This window comes from Streptomyces sp. NBC_00523 (genome assembly GCF_036346615.1).
Lineage (GTDB): Bacteria > Actinomycetota > Actinomycetes > Streptomycetales > Streptomycetaceae > Streptomyces.
On the sequence record NZ_CP107836.1, the window covers coordinates 5163697 to 5185726 of the forward strand.

The 22030-nt window shown below is 71.1% G+C and carries 22 protein-coding genes; 13 read left to right on the forward strand and 9 right to left on the reverse strand.

The annotated features are described in order from the left end of the window. Positions 1-39 precede the first annotated feature (39 nt). Genes OHS17_RS23645 through OHS17_RS23655 form a run of 3 tightly spaced genes read right to left on the reverse strand, consistent with a single transcriptional unit; the run spans position 40 to position 2083 of the window. Complete coding sequence (locus tag OHS17_RS23645) at positions 40-804, reverse strand: AIM24 family protein (protein ID WP_330313769.1); 765 nt, start codon at positions 802-804, stop codon at positions 40-42. Further along, on the reverse strand, positions 801-1451 hold the full coding sequence (locus OHS17_RS23650; protein ID WP_018102594.1) for an AIM24 family protein: 651 nt from the start codon (positions 1449-1451) through the stop codon (positions 801-803). Before OHS17_RS23650 ends, OHS17_RS23645 begins: the two co-directional genes overlap by 4 nt. Further along, positions 1451-2083, reverse strand: a complete 633-nt coding sequence (locus OHS17_RS23655; RefSeq protein WP_018102593.1) for an AIM24 family protein — start codon at positions 2081-2083, stop codon at positions 1451-1453. The genes OHS17_RS23650 and OHS17_RS23655 overlap by 1 nt, the downstream gene beginning before the upstream one ends. Before the next feature lie 259 nt (positions 2084-2342). Between OHS17_RS23655 and OHS17_RS23660 the strand changes: the two genes are divergently transcribed. Further along, positions 2343-2693: a DUF3817 domain-containing protein gene (locus tag OHS17_RS23660; protein WP_018102592.1), complete on the forward strand. Its 351-nt coding sequence runs from the start codon at positions 2343-2345 to the stop codon at positions 2691-2693. After that, positions 2690-2983 carry an MTH1187 family thiamine-binding protein gene (locus OHS17_RS23665; RefSeq protein ID WP_330313770.1) on the forward strand — a complete coding sequence of 98 codons (294 nt, stop codon included), beginning with the start codon at positions 2690-2692 and terminating at the stop codon, positions 2981-2983. The genes OHS17_RS23660 and OHS17_RS23665 overlap by 4 nt, the downstream gene beginning before the upstream one ends. 45 nt (positions 2984-3028) lie before the next feature. Here OHS17_RS23665 and OHS17_RS23670 read toward each other — a convergent pair whose 3' ends face one another. Continuing rightward, a complete protein-coding gene (locus tag OHS17_RS23670) occupies positions 3029-4012 on the reverse strand; it encodes an ArsR/SmtB family transcription factor (protein WP_330313771.1) in 984 nt (327 codons plus the stop codon). A gap of 72 nt (positions 4013-4084) precedes the next feature. On the opposite strand from OHS17_RS23670, the gene OHS17_RS23675 reads away from it, so the two are divergent. From OHS17_RS23675 to OHS17_RS23690, 4 genes are all read left to right on the forward strand, one after another. After that, complete coding sequence (locus tag OHS17_RS23675; RefSeq protein ID WP_330313772.1) at positions 4085-5395, forward strand: MFS transporter; 1311 nt, start codon at positions 4085-4087, stop codon at positions 5393-5395. Between the two features lie 10 nt (positions 5396-5405). Beyond that, a complete protein-coding gene (locus OHS17_RS23680) occupies positions 5406-5915 on the forward strand; it encodes a MarR family winged helix-turn-helix transcriptional regulator (RefSeq protein ID WP_026171455.1) in 510 nt (169 codons plus the stop codon). A 65-nt stretch (positions 5916-5980) separates the two neighbouring features. After that, positions 5981-6316: a DUF3817 domain-containing protein gene (locus tag OHS17_RS23685; RefSeq protein ID WP_037785884.1), complete on the forward strand. Its 336-nt coding sequence runs from the start codon at positions 5981-5983 to the stop codon at positions 6314-6316. A 79-nt stretch (positions 6317-6395) separates the two neighbouring features. Next, positions 6396-8096 carry an acyl-CoA mutase large subunit family protein gene (locus OHS17_RS23690; protein ID WP_161212858.1) on the forward strand — a complete coding sequence of 567 codons (1701 nt, stop codon included), beginning with the start codon at positions 6396-6398 and terminating at the stop codon, positions 8094-8096. Here OHS17_RS23690 and OHS17_RS23695 read toward each other — a convergent pair. Next, positions 8072-8731: a TetR/AcrR family transcriptional regulator gene (locus OHS17_RS23695; protein WP_330313773.1), complete on the reverse strand. Its 660-nt coding sequence runs from the start codon at positions 8729-8731 to the stop codon at positions 8072-8074. The two genes, OHS17_RS23690 and OHS17_RS23695, sit on opposite strands and share 25 nt — an antisense overlap. Positions 8732-9049: 318 nt before the next feature. On the opposite strand from OHS17_RS23695, the gene OHS17_RS23700 reads away from it, so the two are divergent. From OHS17_RS23700 to OHS17_RS23725, 6 genes are all read left to right on the forward strand, one after another. Further along, positions 9050-10024: a tetratricopeptide repeat protein gene (locus OHS17_RS23700; protein WP_330313774.1), complete on the forward strand. Its 975-nt coding sequence runs from the start codon at positions 9050-9052 to the stop codon at positions 10022-10024. Between the two features lie 678 nt (positions 10025-10702). After that, positions 10703-11305, forward strand: a complete 603-nt coding sequence (locus OHS17_RS23705; RefSeq protein ID WP_018102583.1) for a DUF6230 family protein — start codon at positions 10703-10705, stop codon at positions 11303-11305. Positions 11306-11401: 96 nt separating this feature from the next. Then, positions 11402-11983: a DUF6114 domain-containing protein gene (locus OHS17_RS23710; RefSeq protein ID WP_330313775.1), complete on the forward strand. Its 582-nt coding sequence runs from the start codon at positions 11402-11404 to the stop codon at positions 11981-11983. After that, positions 11973-13277, forward strand: coding sequence for a hypothetical protein (locus OHS17_RS23715; protein WP_330313776.1), 1305 nt, complete (start codon positions 11973-11975; stop codon positions 13275-13277). Before OHS17_RS23710 ends, OHS17_RS23715 begins: the two co-directional genes overlap by 11 nt. 91 nt (positions 13278-13368) lie before the next feature. Then, entirely contained in the window at positions 13369-14325 is a 957-nt protein-coding gene (locus tag OHS17_RS23720) for a hypothetical protein (RefSeq protein ID WP_330315335.1), read from the forward strand. After that, entirely contained in the window at positions 14309-15073 is a 765-nt protein-coding gene (locus tag OHS17_RS23725; RefSeq protein ID WP_330313777.1) for a hypothetical protein, read from the forward strand. Before OHS17_RS23720 ends, OHS17_RS23725 begins: the two co-directional genes overlap by 17 nt. A 69-nt stretch (positions 15074-15142) precedes the next feature. Here OHS17_RS23725 and pyk read toward each other — a convergent pair whose 3' ends face one another. The 3 genes from pyk to pta form a co-directional block, all read right to left on the reverse strand. Further along, positions 15143-16567 carry a pyruvate kinase gene (gene pyk / locus OHS17_RS23730; protein ID WP_330313778.1) on the reverse strand — a complete coding sequence of 475 codons (1425 nt, stop codon included), beginning with the start codon at positions 16565-16567 and terminating at the stop codon, positions 15143-15145. Positions 16568-16641: 74 nt separating this feature from the next. After that, positions 16642-17883 (reverse strand): acetate kinase, encoded by a 1242-nt coding sequence (locus OHS17_RS23735; protein ID WP_330313779.1) that lies wholly within the window; start codon positions 17881-17883, stop codon positions 16642-16644. 5 nt (positions 17884-17888) lie between these two features. Continuing rightward, the gene (gene pta, locus OHS17_RS23740; protein WP_330313780.1) at positions 17889-19961 is read right to left on the reverse strand and encodes a phosphate acetyltransferase; all 2073 of its coding nucleotides are present in this window, start codon (positions 19959-19961) and stop codon (positions 17889-17891) included. 263 nt (positions 19962-20224) lie between these two features. Between pta and OHS17_RS23745 the strand changes: the two genes are divergently transcribed. After that, the gene (locus tag OHS17_RS23745; protein ID WP_018102575.1) at positions 20225-21250 is read left to right on the forward strand and encodes an ATP-dependent 6-phosphofructokinase; all 1026 of its coding nucleotides are present in this window, start codon (positions 20225-20227) and stop codon (positions 21248-21250) included. Between the two features lie 26 nt (positions 21251-21276). On the opposite strand, the gene OHS17_RS23750 is transcribed toward OHS17_RS23745, so the two are convergent. Next, positions 21277-21906: a helix-turn-helix domain-containing protein gene (locus OHS17_RS23750; protein WP_073863051.1), complete on the reverse strand. Its 630-nt coding sequence runs from the start codon at positions 21904-21906 to the stop codon at positions 21277-21279. Positions 21907-22030: the final 124 nt, after the last annotated feature.

Sequence of the window (22030 nt, forward strand, 5' to 3'; positions counted from 1 at the left end):
GGGCGCAGACGTTCGATGTCACACTCCGCAGACTACCGTTCACAACCCGAAGCGACGTTGGAGGTCCCCCAGCTGACCAGGCGCCCGGGGCGTCTGCCCCGGTCCGCCGCCTCCGCCCGGCACCCCCGCCTGCTGCGGCACCGCCCCCGTCGCCTGTTCGGCCATGAGCTCCTCGGACGACTGGAGAAGCACCGTACCGGCGCCGACGAACTCGAACTGGTGCTCCTCGCCCGAGGCGCCGCCGATGCCGGTCAGCCCGCGCAGGCCGCCCAGGAGGCCGGTCATGTAGCCGTGGTCGTAGTGGTGGCAGGGGGACGGGCAGTCCGCCCAGCCGACCAGGGCCTGCGGGTCCACCCGCAGCGGGGGCTCCATGAAGACCACCGGGCCGTTGGACGCGGCGACGAACTTGCCCGTGCCGATCAGCGTCAGGAACCCGGGCACGATCGACTGCTTCAGCGCCAGCGACGGCTGGTACGCGAGCAGGTTGCCGGACCGGATGGTCAGGTTCCCGTCGTCCAGGTCGTAGGAGTTCACATCGAACGCCCGGTCCGCGAGCAGCATCTTGCCGCTGCCCTCGGCCACCACCCAGTCGCTCGCGTGCAGCGGGGAGTGGAAGCTCGACCGGACCAGCCGCTCGAAGCGGCCGTGTCCGATGCCGTCGAAGTTGATCTGCCCGTAGTAGGCGATCATCTTGCCCTTCTGGAGGAACCACTGGCTCCCCTTGAGCTCCACACAGAAGGTGTACGCGTTGACGTTGTCGTCCGCCGGCAGCGTCATCGGGTCGAAGACCACGGGCCCGTTCACAGCTTCTCCTCCGACGCCTGGACGTACACCGCACCGCTGCCGCTCAGCTCCAGCTGGAAGCCCTCGCCCGAGCCGCGTCCCACCATCTCGCGCCAGCCCAGCGCGGTGGAGAGCTTGTTGCGTACGTCGCCGTGGTGGGCGACGTACGCCTGGGGATCGACGTGCACCTCGCGGCCCGGCGTGATCGGCAGCTCGATCACCCCGCCGTGCGCCATCACGGCCACCGCCCCGTGCCCCTTGAGGGTCGTGGTGAACAGGCCCTGCCCGGTCACCTGGCCGCGCACCATGCCCATCACCCCGCCCTGCGAGCCCATGAACATCGTGCCCTGCTGGAGCGTGCCGTCGAAGGCGAGCAGCCGGTCCGCCTCCACATAGAGGGTGTCACCGGAGAGGTTGATCACATGGATGTGGTGGCCGCCGTGGCCGAACATCACCGTGCCGTTGCCCTCGACCGTCATCAGCGGGGTCGCCTCGTTCGCCATCCGGCGGCCGATCATCGACATCATGCCGCCCTGGCCGCCCTGGATGTTCGGCGTGAACGCCACCTCACCCCGGTACGCGAGCATCGCCCCGCGCTGGCTGAACATCTTCTGGCCGGGGACCACCGTCGCCTCGACCATCTTCGAGTTGATCTCACGGAACGGCATCAGACGTTCCCCCCGATCGTGTTCCGCTCGCTGGGCTGCACGTAGACCAGTCCGTCGCCCTCGAACCGGATCTGGAAGGACTCGCCGGAGCCCTCGCCGATCAGCGTCCGGAAGTTCACCCCGGACTGGAAGTTCTGCTGGAGGTTGCCCTGGTGGGCGATGTACGCGCCCGGGTCCACGAACAGCGGGTACTGGGGGGAGACCCGGAGCACCACGGCCGTGCCGTCCGACATGATCGCCGCCTGGCCGGTCCCCTCCACGGTGGTGGTGAACAGGCCGTTGCCCGTCGCCCCGCCGCGCAGGCCGGTGAACGTGGTGCCGGTGCGCAGGCCCGCGTCCGTGCAGAGCAGATTGCTCGCCTCGACGTACAGCTTGTCGCCGTGCAGCGAGACGAGGTTGATCTCGCTCGCCCGGTCCGCGAAGTAGCAGGTGCCCTGGCCGGTCACCTGCATCACCGCCATCGACTCACCGGTCAGCCTGCGGGTCACCATCCCGCGCAGTCCCTCACCGCCGCCCGTCATCTTCTTGAACGTCATCTGGCCCTCGTACGCGACCATCGAGCCGTTCTTCGCCTTGACGGCATCGCCTGCCAGATCGACGGCGAGCGTCTTGTTTCCCTCAAGCCGGAACATTGCCACCCGGCGAAAATAGCCGCAGCCACCGCCGCCGGAACAGGGGCAGCCACGCGATCGGGCGCCCCTGACCGCCCCTGATACGCATCCGGTACGGGATCCGGACGCGATGGGGACGTACTTCTTACGGAACGACGGGCGCCGGGTCCGGCGGCCCGTCCGGACCCGGCGCCGGAGGCGCCCGCCCGCGATGTCACAATGGGTGCCGCTTGTGCGTGCGTTCACAAGCTGTCACGACCCTCCCACCGAAGGTGCCCCCGTGGACATCAAGACCGCTACCGCCCTGCACCGGCTGCGCCTCATCTCGATTCCCGAGGCGCTGTCCTTCCCGGCGCTGATCCTCTTCGGCTCGGTGCTGAGCCGGGTCTCCGACATCGACTTCCTGATGATGCCGCTGGGCATGCTGCACGGCGTGCTCTTCGTGATCTACGTCGTGCTGCTGCTCGACGTGTGGGCGAAGACCAAGTGGCCGCTGAAGCGCGTCGCGTTCTTCTTCCTGCTGTGCGTGCTGCCGTTCGGCGGTCTGTACGGGGACAAGGTGCTCAAGCGCTACGAGGCGGACAGCGTCATCGCCGCCCGGGCCCGCCGCGAAGGCACGGTCAGCGCATGATCGTCGCCTTCTCCGTCAGCCCGCTCGGGGCCGGCGAGGACGTCGGTGAGTACGTCGCCGACGCCGTCCGGGTCGTCCGCGAGTCGGGGCTGCCCAACCGCACGGACGCCATGTTCACCTCCATCGAGGGGGAGTGGGACGAGGTCATGGACGTCGTCAAGCGCGCCGTCGCCGCCGTCGAGGCGCGGGCGGGCCGGGTCTCCCTGGTCCTGAAGGCGGACATCCGCCCCGGGGTCACCGACGGCCTGACCTCCAAGGTCGAGACGGTCGAGCGCTACCTCGCGGAGTGACCCCGCACCGCCCATGAGCCCCTGCCGGACCGGCGGGGGCTCTCCTCATTCCGGCGCCGCGAGCGCGATCCCCAGCGGCGTCCGCTCGTACAGCACCTGGTGTCCGTAGCGCCGCGAGGTCAGCAGCCCCGCCGCCCGCAGCACCGACAGGTGCGCCGACACCGAGGACGGCGCCAGGCCCAGCCGGTGGGCCAGCGCGCTCGTGCCCGCGGGCTCGTCCAGCGCGCACAGCACGTCCGCCCGCGCCCGCCCGAGCAGCCGCGCCAGCGCCTGAGGGGTGCTCGCGCCCGGCTCCGTCCACAGGCCCCCGATGCCGCGCGCGGGGTAGATCACGGCGGGCGGCCAGGGCGGTTCGTAACCGCTCACCACGTCCGGCCAGGCGAAGACGCTCGGGATCAGCACGAGGCCCTGCCCGCCGAGCACCCGGGAGTGCCGGCCGCGCATCCCCACCAGGGTCAGGGTGGAGTCCGTCCACGTCAGCTGCGGGCTCAACTCCCCGAGAAGGCGTGCGAATCCCACCTCGGCCAGCCGCCGCGAGTGGTACGCGATATCGGCCTCCAGCAGGGCGCGCAGCCGCGACCAGTCCGGTTCGATCAGCGTCCGCCACGCCTCTTCGAGCAGATCCGCCAGCTCCCGCAGGGTCCCCGCCGGGTCGGCGAGCAGCGCCCGGCCGGCGGGGGAGTCCGGGCCGCCCGGCCGGTCGGCCAGCGTCAGCGCCAGGTCCTGGGCGACCAGCTCCGGGTCGGTGGCGCGTACGGCCGCGATCTCGTCCTCGAACGCGACGTAGGGCCCGGTGGGAGGCGGGCAGAGGAAGTCCGGATTGTGCCCGCCGTCGGTCATCAGCGACCACAGCGGCCGCAGATCGAGCCCCGAGGCCGCGCCCTCGATGCGCCGCAGCCAGGGCTGGTGGTACCCGTGCCGCCGCGGGCGCAGCAGCGTCCGCACGGCGGCCTGCGTCTCCCAGAGCGGGGAGAGCGCGAACCGGCAGCGCAGCAGGTCGTTCTCGTCGAGATGCAGGTGGAACGGCATGGCGGCCCCGGGAAGATTCGGTGTCAGCCGAAAGTCTACGGAGCGGGGCACCGGCTCCTCCAAGCTGCCGCCATGCCGAGCAACAGCACCCGCCCGCAGGGCACCGTCCACGCCACGGCGGACGCCCCGTCCGCCCCGCGCGGCTACCGCGCCGTCTTCGCCGTACGCGAGTTCCGGGCGGTGTTCGCCGCGCATCTGCTCTCGCTGCTCGGCGTCGTCGTCAGCGAGCTGGCGCTCACCGTCCTCGTCTACGACCTCACCTCGTCGCCCCTGCTCAGCGCGCTCACGTTCGCGCTCGGCATGCTCCCGTACCTCGTCGGCGGCACGCTCCTCGCCGGGATCGCGGACCGCTACCCGGCCCGCCGGGTCCTGGTCACCTGCGATCTGGTGTGCGCGGTCTGCGTCGCCGTGATGGTGCTGCCGGGTACCCCGGTCGCCGGGCTGCTGGCGCTGCGCTGCCTGATCGCCGCCGTCTCGCCGGTCTTCACCGGGACGCGGATGGCCGCGCTCACCGACATCCTCGGCGAGGGCGAGCTGTTCGTGCTGGGGCGCTCGCTGCTGCGGATCATCTCGCAGGGGTCGATGCTCGCCGGTTTCGGCGTCGGCGGGGTGCTGCTGACCGTGCTCCCGCCGCGCGGCGCGATCACGATCACCGTCGCCACCTTCCTCTGCTCGGCGGCGCTGCTGCGCCTCGGCACCCGTGACCGGCCGGCCCGTGCCCGCGAAGGCGGCGCCGGACTGCTGCGGGAGTCCCTGTCCGGCGCCCGGCTGGTCCTCGGCCACCGCCGCCTCCGGGCGCTGATGCTGCTGTTCTGGCTGCCCCCGCTGTTCGTCGTCGCCCCGGAGGCGGTCGCGGCGCCGTACGCCGACGAGATCGGGGTCGGCCCGGCCGCGCTCGGGCTGCTGATGTGCGCCATGCCCGTCGGCCACATCGCCGCCGAGCTGTACGCGGGCTCCGCGCTGCGCCCGCGCACCCGTGAGCGGATCGTGCTGCCGCTGGCCGCCGCCGGGCTGCTGCCCCTCGCGGTGTACGCGCTGACGCCGGGCGTCGCGGCGGCGGCCGCCGCGCTGGTGGTGGTCGGCGCCTCGTCCGCGTACAACATCGGCCTCGACCAGTGGTTCGTGGCCGCCGTCCCGGAGGAGCTGCGCGGGCGGGCCATGACCCTGCTCACCGCCGGGCTCATGACGCTCCAGGGCGTCGGGATGGCGCTCACCGGGCTCGCCGCCGAGTTCTTCCCCGTTCATCAGGTGGTCGCGGGGGCGGCCGTCCTCGGCACGCTCTGCCTGCTCCCGCTGGTCGCGGAGGTCCGCGGAACCGCACCCGCTGCCGGGAGCCGGACCGAAGTGCGAGACGGGGAGGACCGACAAGTTCCCCATGGGTAAGGTCGTGGCCGTGCCGAAGCCGCTCAGCCTTCCCTTCGATCCCATCGCCCGCGCCGACGAGCTCTGGCAGCAGCGCTGGGGCCCGGTCCCGTCCATGGGGGCGATCACCTCGATCATGCGGGCGCAGCAGATCCTGCTCGCCGAGGTCGACGCCGTCGTCAAGCCGTACGGACTGACCTTCGCGCGGTACGAGGCGCTGGTGCTGCTCACCTTCTCCAAGGCGGGCGAGCTGCCGATGTCCAAGATCGGTGAGCGGCTGATGGTCCACCCGACGTCCGTGACGAACACGGTGGACCGGCTGGTGCGCTCCGGCCTGGTCGACAAGCGCCCGAACCCGAACGACGGCCGGGGCACGCTGGCCTCGATCACCGACAAGGGCCGCGAGGTCGTGGAATCGGCCACCCGGGACCTGGTCGCGATGGAGTTCGGACTCGGGGTGTACGACGCCGAGGAGTGCGCCGAGATCTTCGCGCTGCTGCGGCCCCTGCGCATCGCCGCGCAGGACTTCGAGGAGATCTGAGAAGCGCCGTTCCGGTGCCCGGCCCGCTGCAAGATCGCCCCGGACGTCCGGTTACGCTCGTGGGCATGAAACGCAGTGTGCTGACCCGATACCGGGTGATGGCTTACGTCACCGCCGTCATGTTGCTGATCCTCTGCGTGTGCATGATCTTCAAATACGGCTTCGACAAGGGCGAGGGTCTGACGCTCGTCGTCTCCCAGATCCACGGCGTGCTGTACATCATCTACCTGATCTTCGCCTTCGACCTGGGCTCCAAGGCGAAGTGGCCGCTGGGCAAGCTCGCCTGGGTGCTCCTCTCGGGCACGATCCCGACGGCCGCGTTCTTCGTGGAGCGCAAGGTCGTCCGCGAGGTCGAGCCGCTGGTCGCCGACGCGACGCCCGCGGCCCCCGCGAACGTCTGACCTCGCCGAACCGCCCCGCGCGAAGCGCCGGGCGGTTGGTCATCGACATTTACTAGGACGTCCTAGTAAATTGGAGGGCATGGACGCTGACGCGATCGAGGAAGGCCGCCGCCGCTGGCAGGCCCGTTACGACAAGGCCCGCAAGCGTGACGCGGACTTCACCACGCTCTCGGGCGACCCGGTCGAGCCGGTCTACGGCCCCCGCCCCGGGGACGCGTACGAGGGCTTCGAGCGGATCGGCTGGCCCGGTGAGTACCCCTTCACCCGGGGGCTCCACCCGACCGGCTACCGGGGCCGCACCTGGACCATCCGCCAGTTCGCCGGCTTCGGCAACGCCGAGCAGACCAATGAGCGCTACAAGATGATCCTGGCCGCCGGCGGCGGCGGGCTCAGCGTGGCCTTCGACATGCCGACGCTGATGGGCCGCGACTCCGACGACCCCCGCGCGCTCGGCGAGGTCGGCCACTGCGGCGTCGCCATCGACTCCGCCGCCGACATGGAGGTCCTGTTCCAGGACATCCCGCTCGGCGACGTCACGACGTCGATGACGATCAGCGGCCCGGCCGTCCCGGTCTTCTGCATGTACCTGGTCGCCGCCGAGCGCCAGGGCGTCGACCCGGCGGTCCTCAACGGCACGCTCCAGACCGACATCTTCAAGGAGTACATCGCGCAGAAGGAGTGGCTCTTCCAGCCGGAGCCCCATCTGCGCCTCATCGGGGACCTGATGGAGCACTGCGCCGCCTCCATCCCCGCGTACAAGCCGCTCTCCGTCTCCGGCTACCACATCCGCGAGGCCGGGGCGACGGCCGCGCAGGAGCTGGCGTACACCCTCGCCGACGGCTTCGGTTACGTGGAGCTCGGCCTCTCCCGCGGCCTCGACGTCGACACCTTCGCGCCCGGCCTGTCCTTCTTCTTCGACGCGCACCTCGACTTCTTCGAGGAGATCGCCAAGTTCCGCGCCGCCCGCCGCATCTGGGCCCGCTGGATGAAGGAGACGTACGGCGCGAAGACCGACAAGGCCCAGTGGCTCCGCTTCCACACCCAGACGGCCGGGGTCTCCCTCACCGCGCAGCAGCCGTACAACAACGTCGTACGCACCGCCGTCGAGGCCCTGTCCGCCGTCCTCGGCGGCACCAACTCGCTGCACACCAACGCCCTGGACGAGACCCTGGCGCTCCCCTCCGAGCAGGCCGCCGAGATCGCGCTGCGCACCCAGCAGGTGCTGATGGAGGAGACCGGCGTCGCCAACGTGGCCGACCCGCTGGGCGGTTCCTGGTACGTGGAGCAGCTCACCGACCGCATCGAGGCCGACGCCGAGAAGATCTTCGAGCAGATCAAGGAGCGCGGCACCCGCGCCCACCCGGACGGGCAGCACCCGGTCGGCCCGATCACCTCCGGCATCCTGCGCGGCATCGAGGACGGCTGGTTCACCGGCGAGATCGCCGAGTCCGCGTTCCGCTACCAGCAGTCCCTGGAGAAGGGCGACAAGAGGGTCGTCGGCGTCAACGTGGCGCACGGCTCCGTCACCGGCGACCTGGAGATCCTGCGCGTCAGCCACGAGGTCGAGCGCGAGCAGGTCCGCGTCCTCGCCGGCCGCAAGGAGGCCCGCGACGACGCCCGGGTCAAGACCGCCCTGGACGCCATGCTGGCCGCCGCCCGCGACGGCTCCAACATGATCGCGCCGATGCTCGACGCGGTCCGCGCGGAAGCGACCCTCGGCGAGATCTGCGGCGTCCTGCGCGACGAGTGGGGCGTCTACACGGAGCCGGCGGGCTTCTGACGTACCGGCTGTCCGGCGGCCGCGCCCAGCCCCGCCAGCAGCAGCAGCGTGAAGCGCCGGGCCCAGTCGGCATCGACGGGCTCGGCGCTCACCAGTGTCCGGTGCACCACCGCACCGGCGATCACATCGAAGATCAGGTCCGCCGTGAGGTCCGCCGTGGCCTCGTCCGGCTCGACGGGCAGTTCGCCGCGCTCCTGCGCCCGCTGCCGCCCCTGGAGCACGAGCCGCTTCTGCCGGTTGACGATCGAGTCGCGGATGCGGGCCCGCAGCGCCTCGTCCCGCGTCGACTCCGCGACCACCGCCATCAGCGCGGTCCGGGTCTCCGGCCGGTCGAGCAGCGCGGCGAACTGCAGCACGACCGCCTCCACATCGGCGGCCAGGCTGCCCAGGTCCGGCATCTCCAGCTCGTCGAAGAGGACGGCCACCGCGTCCACGACCAGTTCGTTCTTGCCCGCCCAGCGCCGGTAGAGGGTCGTCTTGGCAACCCCGGCCCGCGTCGCCACGTCACCCATGGTCAGCTTCGACCAGCCGAGGTCCACGAGCGAGGCTCTGGTCGCCTCCAGGATCGCCTCGTCGGCCTCGGTGCTGCGAGGACGTCCCGATCGTGCGGGTTTGGGGTGGCTGCGGCTGAGCATGCGGCGACCATACCCGTCAGTAGGTAAATCCGACCGACCCCGGAAGCCGTGAGACAGATCACCGAACACTCTTGTGCGTGAGGGGGCGTGGCCAGTTACGCTACGGGTCGTAGCGTAAGGCGACGGTCCGGACCGTCGTGGACGCCACGAACGAACGACAGCCACAGGCGCCGGGTGGGGACCGGGCGCCGAACCGGGTCTTTCAGGGGCCCCACAGCCGTGTCTGTCCGCCCACCCCGCACACCGGCGGGGGTCGCGGACGGGCGCGGTTCACGTATCGCTTTCCGGAACCGCGCACCGAAGGGGGAGGATGTACGCATGCAGCCCAGAAACATGTCCATGAGCGGCGTCGTCGACCTTGCCGCGGTGAAGGCGGCCGGAGAGGCCAAGGCGAAGGCGGAGCAGGCGCGCGCCGAGTCCGCACGCCAGGGCGGCCCCGCGGCCGTCCCCGCGTCCTCCCTCGTGATCGACGTCAACGAGGCGGGCTTCGAGAACGACGTCCTCCAGCGCTCCGCCGAAGTGCCCGTCGTCATCGACTTCTGGGCCGAGTGGTGCGAGCCGTGCAAGCAGCTGGGCCCGCTCCTGGAGCGCCTGGCCCACGAGTACAACGGCCGCTTCCTGCTGGCCAAGGTCGACGTCGACGCCAACCAGATGCTGATGCAGCAGTTCGGCATCCAGGGCATCCCGGCGGTCTTCGCGGTCGTCGCCGGACAGGCGCTGCCCCTCTTCCAGGGCGCGGCCCCCGAGGCCCAGATCCGGCAGACCCTGGACCAGCTGATCCAGGTCGGCGAGGAGCGCTTCGGCCTGACCGGCATCGCGGTCGACCCGGCGGCGGCGGGCGAGCCGGCCCAGGCGGCGGCTCCGGTTCCGCCGGGCCCCTACGACTCCCTCCTGGAGGCGGCCGCCCAGGCGCTGGACGCCAACGACTTCGAGGGCGCCGTGCAGGCGTACAAGAACGTGCTGTCCGACGACCCGGCCAACACCGAGGCGAAGCTGGGCCTGGCCCAGGCCGAGCTGCTGGCCCGGGTCCGGGCGACGGACCCGCAGAAGGTGCGCGCGGAGGCGGCGGAGAAGCCGGCCGACGCGGACGCGCAGCTGGCGGCGGCCGACCTCGACCTCGTCGGCGGCCATGTCGAGGACGCCTTCGGCCGCTTGGTCGAGACCGTGCGCCGGACGTTCGGCGAGGACCGGGACCGGGTCCGGCTGCGGCTGCTCGACCTCTTCGAGGTGATCGGCCCGGATGACCCGAGGGTCGGTGCCGCGCGCACCGCGCTCGCGCGCGTCCTGTTCTGATCCGGTCTGTCCGAACCGATTGTTCCGAACTGACAACACGGCCGCGGCCGCCTCCGGGCGCCGCGGCCGTTTTCGCGATCAGACGATAAGAGTGGGGCTCGCTTTACCAAATCTTGATAAAAGCACGGCCTGTTACTCGCAGTAAATCGATCTTTGCGATCTGCCCCGTTTCGCTCGCGCTTCCTCCTTTTCGTCCGTTGGTCCGAGGCCACCCTGCGTGGCCGCTCGGTGCCAGCAGGTCGTGGCCCGGTTATGAGGGCGTTACCAGCGAGTAACGAACCCCCTTGTGTCCCGGCCGGGAATGGACCACGATCGGCCACGCTCGGTCCAATAACGCCAGTCCGGCTGCCAGTCGGGAGCGGCGGCTCCGTTGGGTCCCCGCCGGGCGGGTCGGCGGCAGTGGCGCCGGCTCCGGACAGGGGGGTTCCTGCCGGCCGGCAGGGCCTGTCCGATCAGGTCGCGTACGTGCGTGACCAGTGGTTGTCGCTCGGGGGTGATCGCCGGTGAAGCGGACGCGGTACAGCCTCCGTTCGCGGGCGCTCTCCTTTCCGAGGACGTAGCACTTCTCCCATCCCGGGTCGGGCAGGATGCCTGACCGGAGATGTACGTCCGAGAAGGAGGAAAAGTATGAGTTCCCAGGTTCGCGGTGGCACGAGATGGAAGCGTTTCGCTGTCGTCATGGTGCCGAGCGTCATAGCCACCGCCGCCGTCGGCGTCGGTCTGGCCCAGGGCGCGCTCGCCGCGTCCTTCAGCGTGTCGGGCCAGGAGTTCAAGGTCACGGCCGCCGAACTGAACGGCGAGAACTTCGTCCAGTACGGCAGCATCGCGACCGAGGACGGCGCCGACCCCGCGAAGGAGGGCAAGGCTCACGCCGTTGCCGTCTCGGGGTTCAGTCACGCCACCATCACCAAGATGTGCCAGTCGGTCGTCACCCCCAACCTGCCGTTCGGGCTGGGCAGCGTGACGCTGCGGCTGACCGCCGGTGACCCGAAGGACACCGACAAGAAGGTCGACGCCACCGGCCTGTACCTCGACGTCTCGGATCTCCAGGGTGACGCCGAGTTCGGCAACATCGACATCGGTGTGCGCACGGGCGATCTGAAGAACCCGGGCGTCCAGCCCAACGGTGGCAAGTACGTCAACCCGAACGGGTTCGCGCAGCGCGCTGAGACCGCCAAGCTGACGAACGTCAAGCAGCGGGCGTGGGCCACCACGGCAGGAACGTTCAAGCTGCCGGGTCTGCACCTTGGGCTGTCCAAGGGCGTCAACGAGTGCTACTAGGGCACTGGCCCGGGCGGCCGGGGGCGCACAACGGGTCCCCGGCCGCCCACCCTTCTCTTTCTCACAGCAGTACCGGTTCCCAGGGAGCTGTTTTCCATGAGCCCCGAATCCCAAGGGCAGAACGAGCACTACCTCACCCTCTCCCGGCGAGGCTTCCGCACCTGGCGGGGTGACCGGCCGTTCTGGGCCGGACTGTTCACCATGCTGGGCGGCGTGCCCATCATGTACTTCCCGTACGCGAACATGCACCTCGGCAACGTCACGCTGGCGATGTCCACCACGGCCGGCGCCGGTTCGCTGATCATCGGGGTCCTGCTCGTCACGCTGGGTCTGACGATGTGGTTCCACAGCATCGTCCGCGTGTTCGCCGGTGTCGCGGCGATTCTGCTGGCCCTCATCTCCATACCCGTCGCCAACATCGGCGGCTTCCTGATCGGCTTCATCTTCGCCCTGCTCGGCGGCGCGCTCTCCGTGTCCTGGGCCCCGGGCGAACCGCAGCCGGAGGCGGCGGCCGAGGCGGAGCCCGCTCCCGCCGAGGAGGCCCCGGAGACCGTCTCGTTCGCGAAGGACGAGCCGTTCCCCGAGGGCGCGTTCCACGGCGTCGGCATTCCCGAGCAGCCGCAGGCCCCGTACGACACCACGGTCGAGGCCGAGGGCGGGAGGCACCGTGCGGGGTGACGACGAGCAGATGAACGGCGCGGACGAGAGCGGGACCCGGGAACGCAGAGGTCCCCGCCACGCCGCCCCGAGGAAGTCGCTGCTGACGAAGCTCCACATGCCCGCGGGCAAGAAGGCGTTCGCGCTCGCCGCGATGCCGACGGCGGTCTTCGTCGGGATGGGCCTCACGCCCCGGCTGGCGATGGCCGACGACGCGACGGACATCCCCTTCGCACCCGGCCCCTGCGTCACGCGCTCCGACGAGCCGAGCGAGTCGGCGGACCCGACGCCCTCCGCGTCGAAGACGCCGTCGCCGTCCACGAGCGAGAGCGCGAAGCCGTCGCCGGGGACGACCGACCAGGCGACCCCGAAGCCCACGGCCACGGGCTCGGCGGACGACACCGCGAAGAGCACCGACACCGCGAAGAAGAGCACCGACGCCGCCCCGGCCGAGACCCCGGCCGCCACGCCGTCGCCGACGAAGACGAGGAACCCGCTCGACCCGCTGGGCCTCGGCGACGCGCTCAAGGACCTCTTCGACGGCGACAAGGACAAGGAGACGGCGAGCCCGTCCCCGAGCCCCACCACGGCGTCCCCGAAGCCGTCCGCCACCGCGGACGCCGAGGACGAGCCCGCGGACAAGGCCACCGACGCGGCGAAGGACGCGGTGAAGGAAACCGCCGACACCGCCGACAAGACCACCGAGGCCATCCGCGACGCGGCCGGCAAGGCGGGCCGCACGGTCGAGGAGCTGGACCAGGACGTCAAGGGCACCGAGGCCAAGAAGGACGAGGACATCCCGGACGGCGCCAAGCAGCCGTTCCCGTGTCCCACCGCGGACCCGGAGGCCCTGGCCAACGCGAAGGCGGAGCCGGGCATCCCGAACCTGCCCACCGACCCGTGGATCCTGGAGAGCTCGCTGCTCACCCTGAACGGGCTCGACTACAAGGGCATCGTGGAGGTGCGCACGGGCGACGGCGCCACCAAGAAGGTGCTGAAGTTCACCGCGTCCTCGATCGACATCAAGGACCTGCACCAGCTGACGACCGGCCCGATGCCGGGCACCACCGGCCACGTGCAGGCGCGGAAGGGCTCCACCTCCACCATCCGCAACGGCACGGTGACGATGTACACGGAGGAGCTGAAGGGCAACCTCTTCGGCCTCATCCCGATCACCTTCAGCCCGGAGACCCCGCCCCCGCTGAACGTCCCGTTCGCCTTCTTCACCAAGGTGAAGGTCACCCAGGCCGGCCAGTTCGGCGGCACCCTGACCGTCCCGGGACTGCACAACTACTTCACGAAGGACGGCGCCTGACGGCTCTCGGTAGCATGGCAACGGCCCGCCGCCTTACGGGGGTGCGGGCCGTTGCATGTTCGCCAACGTCTTTGGGGGACACGTGAGTTCGTTGTACGCGACACAGCCGGGGGAAGCGCGTATCGAGGCGGGGGGCGGGCTCGGGGGTGGGGTTTACTACCCGCGGTTCTTCGAGCCGGGGGAGGATCACTTCGGGCGCATCCGTGCCGAGCACGCGTTCCAGTCGCTGACCGAGTCCACCAAGGCCGGGACGGCTCACCGCACCGGGGTCTACCTCACGCCCGTGATCCGCGAAGGGGACGCGCTGCACTTCCGGCTGCTCCGGTGCTCCACGAACCTCTCCGGGCCGACCGAGAACTTCCGGGCGACCGATACGGAGATCGTGGACGCGCTGAACCGGGAGGCGGCTGCCGTCTTCCGGGATCACGCGCCGCTGAACCATGTGCTGGCGCAGACGTACCACAACACCCGCGCCACCGCGGAGCGCAAGCAGACCAAGGCCCGGATCTCGTCGCACGCCGACAAGACCAAGGACATGCCCCGCAACGGCATCATGGCCTTCTGCACCTTCTACGACCGGCTCGACGGGCTGAGCCCCATGGCCGACGACCCCTACGACTACGGTGTGGGGCGGGCCAGCGCGCTCACCCGGCTGCGCTTCCGGCTCAAGGACCCGGCCGCCGAACGCGAGGACCGGCCCGCGCAGTTCACGCTGACGCTGCACCCCGGCTCCGTCTTCCTCATGCCGCTGTCCACCAACCGCCTGTACACGCACGAGGTCCGGCCCTCCACGCTGAACGCCGAGTACCTGCCGACCCGCCTGGGTTACGTGGTGCGCTGCTCCAGCGCCGAGGCCGTGCACCGGGACGGCCGTACGTACCTCAAGCGCGCCGCGGGACCGGTGGAGCTGGAGCAGCCCACCGAGGAGGGCATGGCGGAGCTGCGCGGGCTGTACGCCGAGGAGAACCGGTCCACGTCGTTCATCGAGTACGGCGACCGGTTCCGCTTCAGCATGAACGCGGGGGACTACCGTGCTCCCCGGATCTGAGGACATCGTCCGGTACGCGCTGCCGCCGGAGGCGGACCGCTTCGCGGAGCTGTGCGCGGCGACGCCCATGGAGGACGTCGGCAAGGGCCGGAAGGGCGCCGTACTCACCAGGCCGGACACGGACGGCGGTGTGCCGCTCGTACGCACGACCACGCGGTACGCGCGTCCCGCGCTGCGCTTCCGGGACGTGCACGAGCGGCTGGCCGCAGAGGTGCGGGAGTGCGCGGGGCTCCCGGTCGCCTTCGACAACGCGCTCGCCGAGCGCTACACGAGCGCGTACACGACGATGGGCCGCCACTGCGACCAAGCGCTCGACCTGGCCGATGACTCGTACATCGCCGTCTTCTCCTGCTACCGGGACCCGGACGCGTACCCGCGCCGGAAGCTGGTCTTCGAGTCCAAGGAGCGGCCGGACGCCGGGACGCTGGAGATCCCGCTCGTCCACAACGGTGTGGTCGCCTTCTCCGTGGCCGCGAACCGCCGCCTGAGGCACCGGATCCTCGCGGACCCGGCGGGCGGGGGCGGGGACAACGAGTGGCTGGGCCTCACGTTCCGGACCTCGAAGACCCTCCTCCGCTTCCGGGGCGGCGTCCCGTACCTCCCGCAGGGCGTACCGCTCACGCTCGCGGACGAGGAGCAGGCGCGCGCGTTCTACGGGCTGCGGCGGCGCGAGAACGAGGAGACGGACTTCGCGTACCCCGAAGTGAGCCGCACCGTCAGCGCGAGCGATCTGCTGCCGCCGGTCTGAGCCCGGAAACGGCGGTGCCCCCGGTTCCGGAGAGTTCCGGAACCGGGGGCACCGCCCGCGCGGAGCGGGTCAGTCCTGGCCGCCCACGTGGTGGACGCGGACCATGTTGGTGGTGCCGGGGACACCGGGGGGCGAGCCGGCCGTGATGACCATCGTGTCGCCCTCGTTGTAGCGGCCGAGCTTCAGCAGCTCCGAGTCGACCAGGTCGACCATCGCGTCCGTGGTGTCCACGTGCGGGACCACGTGGGCCTCGACGCCCCAGCTGAGCGCCAGCTGGTTGCGGGTGGACTCGTCCGTGGTGAAGGCCAGGATCGGCTGCGCGGCGCGGTAGCGGGACAGCCGGCGGGCGGTGTCACCGGACTTGGTGAAGGCGACCAGGGCCTCGCCGCCCAGGAAGTCCGCGATCTCGCAGGCAGCGCGGGCCACCGAACCACCCTGCGTACGGGGCTTCTTGCCCGGCACCAGCGGCTGGAGGCCCTTGGAGAGCAGCTCCTCCTCGGCGGCGACCACGATCTTCGACATGGTCTTGACGGTCTCGATCGGGTACGCGCCGACCGAGGACTCCGCGGAGAGCATGACCGCGTCCGCGCCGTCCAGGATCGCGTTGGCGACGTCGGACGCCTCGGCGCGGGTCGGGCGGGAGTTGGTGATCATCGACTCCATCATCTGGGTCGCCACGACCACCGGCTTGGCGTTGCGCCGGCACAGCTCCACGAGGCGCTTCTGCACCATCGGGACCTTCTCCAGCGGATATTCGACGGCGAGGTCGCCACGGGCGACCATCACACCGTCGAAGGCCATGACGATGCCCTCCATGTGCTCGACGGCCTGCGGCTTCTCCACCTTGGCGATGACGGGGACCCGGCGGCCCTCCTCGTCCATCACCTTGTGGACGTCCTTGATGTCGTTGGCATCGCGGACGAAGGAGAGCGCGACCAGGTCGCAGCCCATCCGCAGGGCGAAGCGCAGGTCCTCGACGTCCTTCTCGGACAGGGCCGGGACGTTGACCGCGGCACCCGGCAGGTTGATCCCCTTGTGGTCGGAGATCACCCCGCCCTCGATGACGATGGTGTGGACCCGGGGGCCCTCGACGGAGACGACCTTGAGCTCGACGTTGCCGTCGTTGATCAGGATCGGGTCGCCCTTGGCGACGTCACCGGGCAGGCCCTTGTAGGTCGTGCCGCAGATCGACTTGTCCCCGGGGACGTCCTCGGCGGTGATGACGAACTCGTCCCCGCGGACCAGCTCGACCGGACCCTCGGCGAACTTCGCCAGGCGGATCTTCGGGCCCTGGAGGTCGGCGAGCACGCCCACCGCCCGCCCGGTCTCGGCGGCGGCCTTGCGGACCCGGTCGTAACGACCCTGGTGTTCCGCGTGGGAGCCGTGACTGAAGTTGAAACGGGCCACGCTCATGCCGGCCTCGATCAGAGCGACGAGCTGCTCGTGGGAGTCGACGGCGGGGCCGAGGGTGCAGACGATTTTGGAACGGCGCATGAGGCGGATCCTATCGGTTTGTTTCGCTGCGGAATATTCCGGCTGGTGGAAGATACAAAAGGGCGGGGGTCTGCTCAGTTGTCGACCAGTGCGAAGGTCTGGATGGCGATCTCCAGCTCTTCGTCCGTCGGCACCACGGCGACCGCGACCCGTGCGTAATCCGGCGAGATCAGCCGCGGTACGCCGGACCGTACGGCGTTGAGATCCGCGTCCACCGCGAGGCCCAGCTCCTCCAGACCGGCGATGGCAGCCTCCCGTACCGGGGCGGAGTTCTCGCCCACCCCCGCCGTGAAGACCACGGCGTCCACCCGGCCGAGGACCGCCGCATAGGCGCCGATGTACTTCTTCAGCCGGTGGACGTAGATGTCGAAGGCGAGCGCGGCCCGCTCGTCGCCCTCGTCCACCCGGCGCCGGATCTCCCGCATGTCGTTGTCACCGCACAGCCCCACCAGGCCGCTCTTCTTGTTGAGCAGGACGTCGATCTCGTCCGCCGACATCCCCGCCACCCGCTTCAGGTGGAAGGTGACGGCCGGATCGATGTCACCGGAGCGGGTACCCATGACCAGCCCCTCCAAGGGGGTCAGCCCCATCGACGTCTCCACGCACCGCCCGCCCGCGACCGCCGACGCCGACGCCCCGTTGCCCAGGTGCAGCACGATGACGTTGACGTCCTCCGGCTCCTTGCCCAGCAGCCGGGCGGCCTTGCGGGAGACGTACGCGTGCGAGGTGCCGTGGAAGCCGTAGCGGCGGATGCGGTGGGCGTCGGCCGTCTCCACGTCGATCGCGTACCGCGCCGCGTACTCCGGCATCGTCGTGTGGAACGCCGTGTCGAACACCGCCACCTGCGGCAGGTCCGGGCGCAGCGCCTGGGCGGTGCGGATGCCCGTGATGTTGGCCGGGTTGTGCAGCGGCGCCACGGGGACCAGGCGCTCGATCTCCTTGAGGACCTCGTCGGTGATCACGGTCGGCTCGGTGAACCGGAGCCCGCCGTGCACCACCCGGTGCCCGATCGCCGCCAGCTCGGGGGAGTCCAGGCCGAGACCGTCGGCGGCCAGCTCCTCGGCCGCCGCCTTCAGCGCCTCGTCGTGGTCGGCGATCCGGCCCTCGCGCTCCCGGGGCTCGCCGCCCCCGGCCAGCGGGGTGTGGACGAGCCGGGAGGTCTCCTCGCCGATCCGCTCGACCAGGCCGGACGCCAGCCGGGAGCGGTCGTCCATGTCGAGGAGCTGGTACTTCACGGAGGACGAGCCGGAGTTGAGCACGAGCACCCGGCCCGGCTTCCTCGCCGCCGCCGTGTCTTCGGTGTTCGGGGTGGTCATGCGGGTCACTCCTCGCCCTGGGCCTGGATCGCGGTGATGGCCACGGTATTCACGATGTCCTGCACGAGCGCGCCCCGGGACAGGTCGTTGACCGGCTTGCGCAGCCCCTGGAGGACCGGGCCGACCGCCACCGCGCCCGCCGAGCGCTGCACGGCCTTGTACGTGTTGTTGCCGGTGTTGAGGTCCGGGAAGATCAGGACCGTCGCCTGCCCGGCCACCTCGGAGCCCGGCAGCTTGGTCGCGGCCACGCTCGGCTCGACCGCCGCGTCGTACTGGATGGGCCCCTCGATCCTCAGGTCCGGGCGGCTCCCGCGCACCCGGTCCGTCGCCTCGCGCACCTTGTCGACGTCGGCGCCGGTGCCCGAGGTGCCCGTCGAGTACGACAGCATCGCGATCCGGGGATCGACGCCGAAGCGGGCGGCGGTGGCGGCGGACTGCACGGCGATGTCCGCGAGCTGCTCGGCGTCCGGGTCCGGGTTGACCGCGCAGTCGCCGTACACCAGCACCTTGTCCGCGAGACACATGAAGAAGACCGAGGAGACGATCGAGGCGTCCGGCTTCGTCTTGATGATCTCGAAGGCGGGCCGGATGGTCGCCGCCGTGGAGTGCACCGCCCCGGAGACCATCCCGTCGGCCAGGCCCTCCTGGACCATCAGGGTGCCGAAGTAGTTGACGTCCGAGACCACGTCGTACGCCAGCTCGACCGTCACTCCGCGGTGCGCCCGCAGCTGTGCGTACCGCTCGGCGAACGACTGGCGCAGCTCCGAGGTCTGGGGGTCGATGAGCTGGGTCTCGGCCAGGTCGATGCCGAGGTCCGCGGCCTTCTTGCGGATCACGTCGACGTCGCCGAGGAGGGTGAGGTCGCAGACATCGCGGCGCATCAGGACGTCGGCCGCGCGCAGCACGCGTTCCTCGGTGCCTTCCGGCAGCACCACCCGGCGCCGGTCCGCGCGTGCCTGCTCCAGCAGCTCGTGCTCGAACATCATCGGCGTGACCCGGCCGCTGCGGGCGACCGAGACCCGGTCGAGGAGGGCGGCGGTGTCGACGTGGCGCTCGAAGAGGCCGAGCGCGGTTTCCGCCTTGCGCGGGGTCGCCGCGTTGAGCCTGCCCTCCAGGGCGAAGAGCTCCGCGGCGGTGGGGAAGGAGCCGCCGGCCACCGAGATCACCGGGGTGCCCGGTGCGAGCCGCGCGGCCAGCGTGAGTATCTCCTCGCCGGGCCGCTCGTCCAGGGTGAGCAGCAGCCCGGCGATCGGCGGCGTCCCGGCGCTGTGCGCGGCGAGCGAGCCGATCACCAGGTCCGCGCGGTCCCCGGGCGTCACCACCATGCACCCCGGGGTCAGCGCCTTCAGCAGGTTCGGCAGCATGGCCCCGCCGAAGACGAAGTCCAGCGCGTCCCGGGCGAGCCCGGAGTCGTCGCCGAGGAGCACCGTGCCGTCCAGGGCCGCGGTGATCTGGGCGACCGTCGGCGCCGAGAGGGCCGGCTCGTCCGGCAGCACCGAGCAGGGGACCGGCAGGGTCGCGGTGAGGCGTTCGGCGACGACGTCCCGGTCGGCGGGGGCCACCCGGTTCACGATCATCGCGAGCACGTCGCAGCCCAGGCCCGAGTAGGCCCGGTACGCGTTGCGGGTCTCGGCGCGCACCGACTCCGCGTTCTGGTCCTGGCCGCCGACCACCGCGATCACCGAGGCGCCGAACTCGTTGGCCAGGCGGGCGTTGAGCGCCAGCTCGTCGGGGAGCTGGGTGGCGGCGAAGTCGGTGCCGAGGACGAGGACCACCTCGTAGTCGACGGCCACCCGGTGGAAGCGCTCGACGAGCCGGGAGACGAGTTCGTCGGTGCCCTGCTCGGCCTGGATCGCGGACGCCTCGTGGTAGTCCATCCCGTAGACCGTGCCCGGGTCCTGGGAGAGCCGGTAGCGGGCCCGCAGCAGCTCGAAGAGCCGGTCGGGGTCGTCGTGCACCAGGGGGCGGAACACCCCGACCCGGTCCACCTGGCGGGTCAGCAGCTCCATGACGCCCAGGTCCACGACCTGGCGGCCGTCTCCCCGGTCGATCCCGGTCACGTACACGCTGCGCGTCACGCGTGCTCTCCCGTCGTCTCTGGCCCGGTATGGTGCCCGGTTCGAGTGGTAATCGCCCGTTTGACGATACCCGTGGGGGCGGAGGGGCCGCCCGCCGGACGACTGCCCCGCGAAGGCGCCCGCAGGCCGCCCCGGAGCAGCCGGGAGCGCGAGCCGCGCGCCCGGCGTGGGACACTCGTCGTGACTCACGGTACGGGGGAGGCGGAAGAAGCCCCCGTACCGGATGTCAGTGGACGGGCCCAGCGAGCAGGAGACGGAACAGGATGCGCATCGGAGTTCTCACCGCAGGCGGCGACTGCCCCGGCCTGAACGCAGTGATCCGTTCGGTCGTCCACCGGGCCGTCGTCGGCCACGGCGACGAGGTCATCGGCTTCGAGGACGGCTTCAAGGGCCTCCTCGACGGCCACTTCAGGCCCCTCGACCTGAACGCGGTCAGCGGCATCCTCGCCCGCGGCGGCACCATCCTCGGCTCGGCCCGCCTGGAGCGCGCCCGGCTGCGCGAGGCCGCCGAGAACTGCGCCGAGCTGAGCCGGCGTTACGGCATGGACGCGCTGATCCCGATCGGCGGCGAGGGCACGCTGACCGCCGCCCGGATGCTCGCGGACGCCGGAATGCCCGTCGTCGGCGTCCCGAAGACCATCGACAACGACATCTCCTCCACCGACCGCACGTTCGGCTTCGACACCGCCGTGGGCGTCGCGACGGAGGCCATAGACCGTCTGAAGACCACCGCCGAGTCCCACCAGCGCGTGATGGTGGTCGAGGTGATGGGCCGCCACGCGGGCTGGATCGCGCTGGAGTCCGGCATGGCCGGCGGCGCCCACGGCATCTGCCTCCCCGAGCGCAAGTTCGAGGTGGACGACCTGGTCAAGATGGTCGAGGAGCGCTTCGCGCGCGGCAAGAAGTTCGCCGTCATCTGCGTCGCCGAAGGCGCGCACCCGGCCGAGGGCTCGATGCCGTACGCCAAGGGCGAGATCGACCAGTTCGGACACGAGCGGTTCCAGGGCATCGGCAACCGGCTGGCCGTCGAGCTGGAGAAGCGGCTCGGCAAGGAGGCCCGCCCGGTCATCCTCGGGCACGTCCAGCGCGGCGGCACCCCGACCGCGTACGACCGCGTCCTCGCCACCCGCTTCGGCTGGCACGCGGTGGAGGCCGCGCACCGCGGCGACTTCGGCCGGATGACCGCGTTGCGCGGCAACGACATCGAGATGGTCCCGCTCGCCGAGGCGGTCACCCAGCTCAAGACGGTCCCGCTGGACCGGATGCACGAGGCCGAGTCCGTCTTCTGAGTCCGTTACGCGGAAGGGGCGGCCCGTTACGCCGGAGGGCCGGCCGCCTCCCAGAAGCGGGGCACGATCCCGGCGAGGAAGGCCCGGCCCTCCTCGCCGGTGTTGCCCGGCCGGTCCGTGCCCGCGCTGCTCCAGCTCAGCGTGGAGACCATCAGCGCCTGGTAGTCGCCGTGCAGCCGCTCCAGGACCTCCTGGACGCGGCGCCGGTCCACCGGTGCCAGCTTGGCCACCGGCCGGGCGTACGCCTGCCACCGCGTCGTCACCGCGCTGCGCAGCAGGTCCGCCAGCTCCTCCTCGCGCCCGGTCGCCGTCACGAAGTCCGCGGGCGTCAGGCCCAGCGCCTCGCTCAGCGCGGCGGACTGCCGTTCGTTGCCCCGCCAGCGCCCCGACTCCTCCATCCGCAGATACGCGGAGGTGGCCATTCCCACCCGGGCGGCCAGCTCGTCCGGCGACAGCTCCCGGGAGACCCGGTGCTCGCGCAGGCTGCGCGCGGCCGTCAGCAGCTCGCCCGGGGCGCACCACAGCACCCCGGCCAGTGCGGTGAGTTCGTATTCCGTGGGGAGCGCGAGCCCGCGTTCCCAGGCGGCCACCGTCTCGGCGGTGATCCGTAGTCCGTACTGAGCGCCGAGGCCGTAGGCGACATGGCCGGGAGCCATACCCAGGGCCTCGCGGAGTCTTCGGGCGGCGGGGGCGTTGAAAGGCGGAGAGGGGTGCACGGGGACACCGTAAGGAGGTCGGGGCCCCGCTGACTACGGTGTGTTCGCCCGAGAACACGGCTCA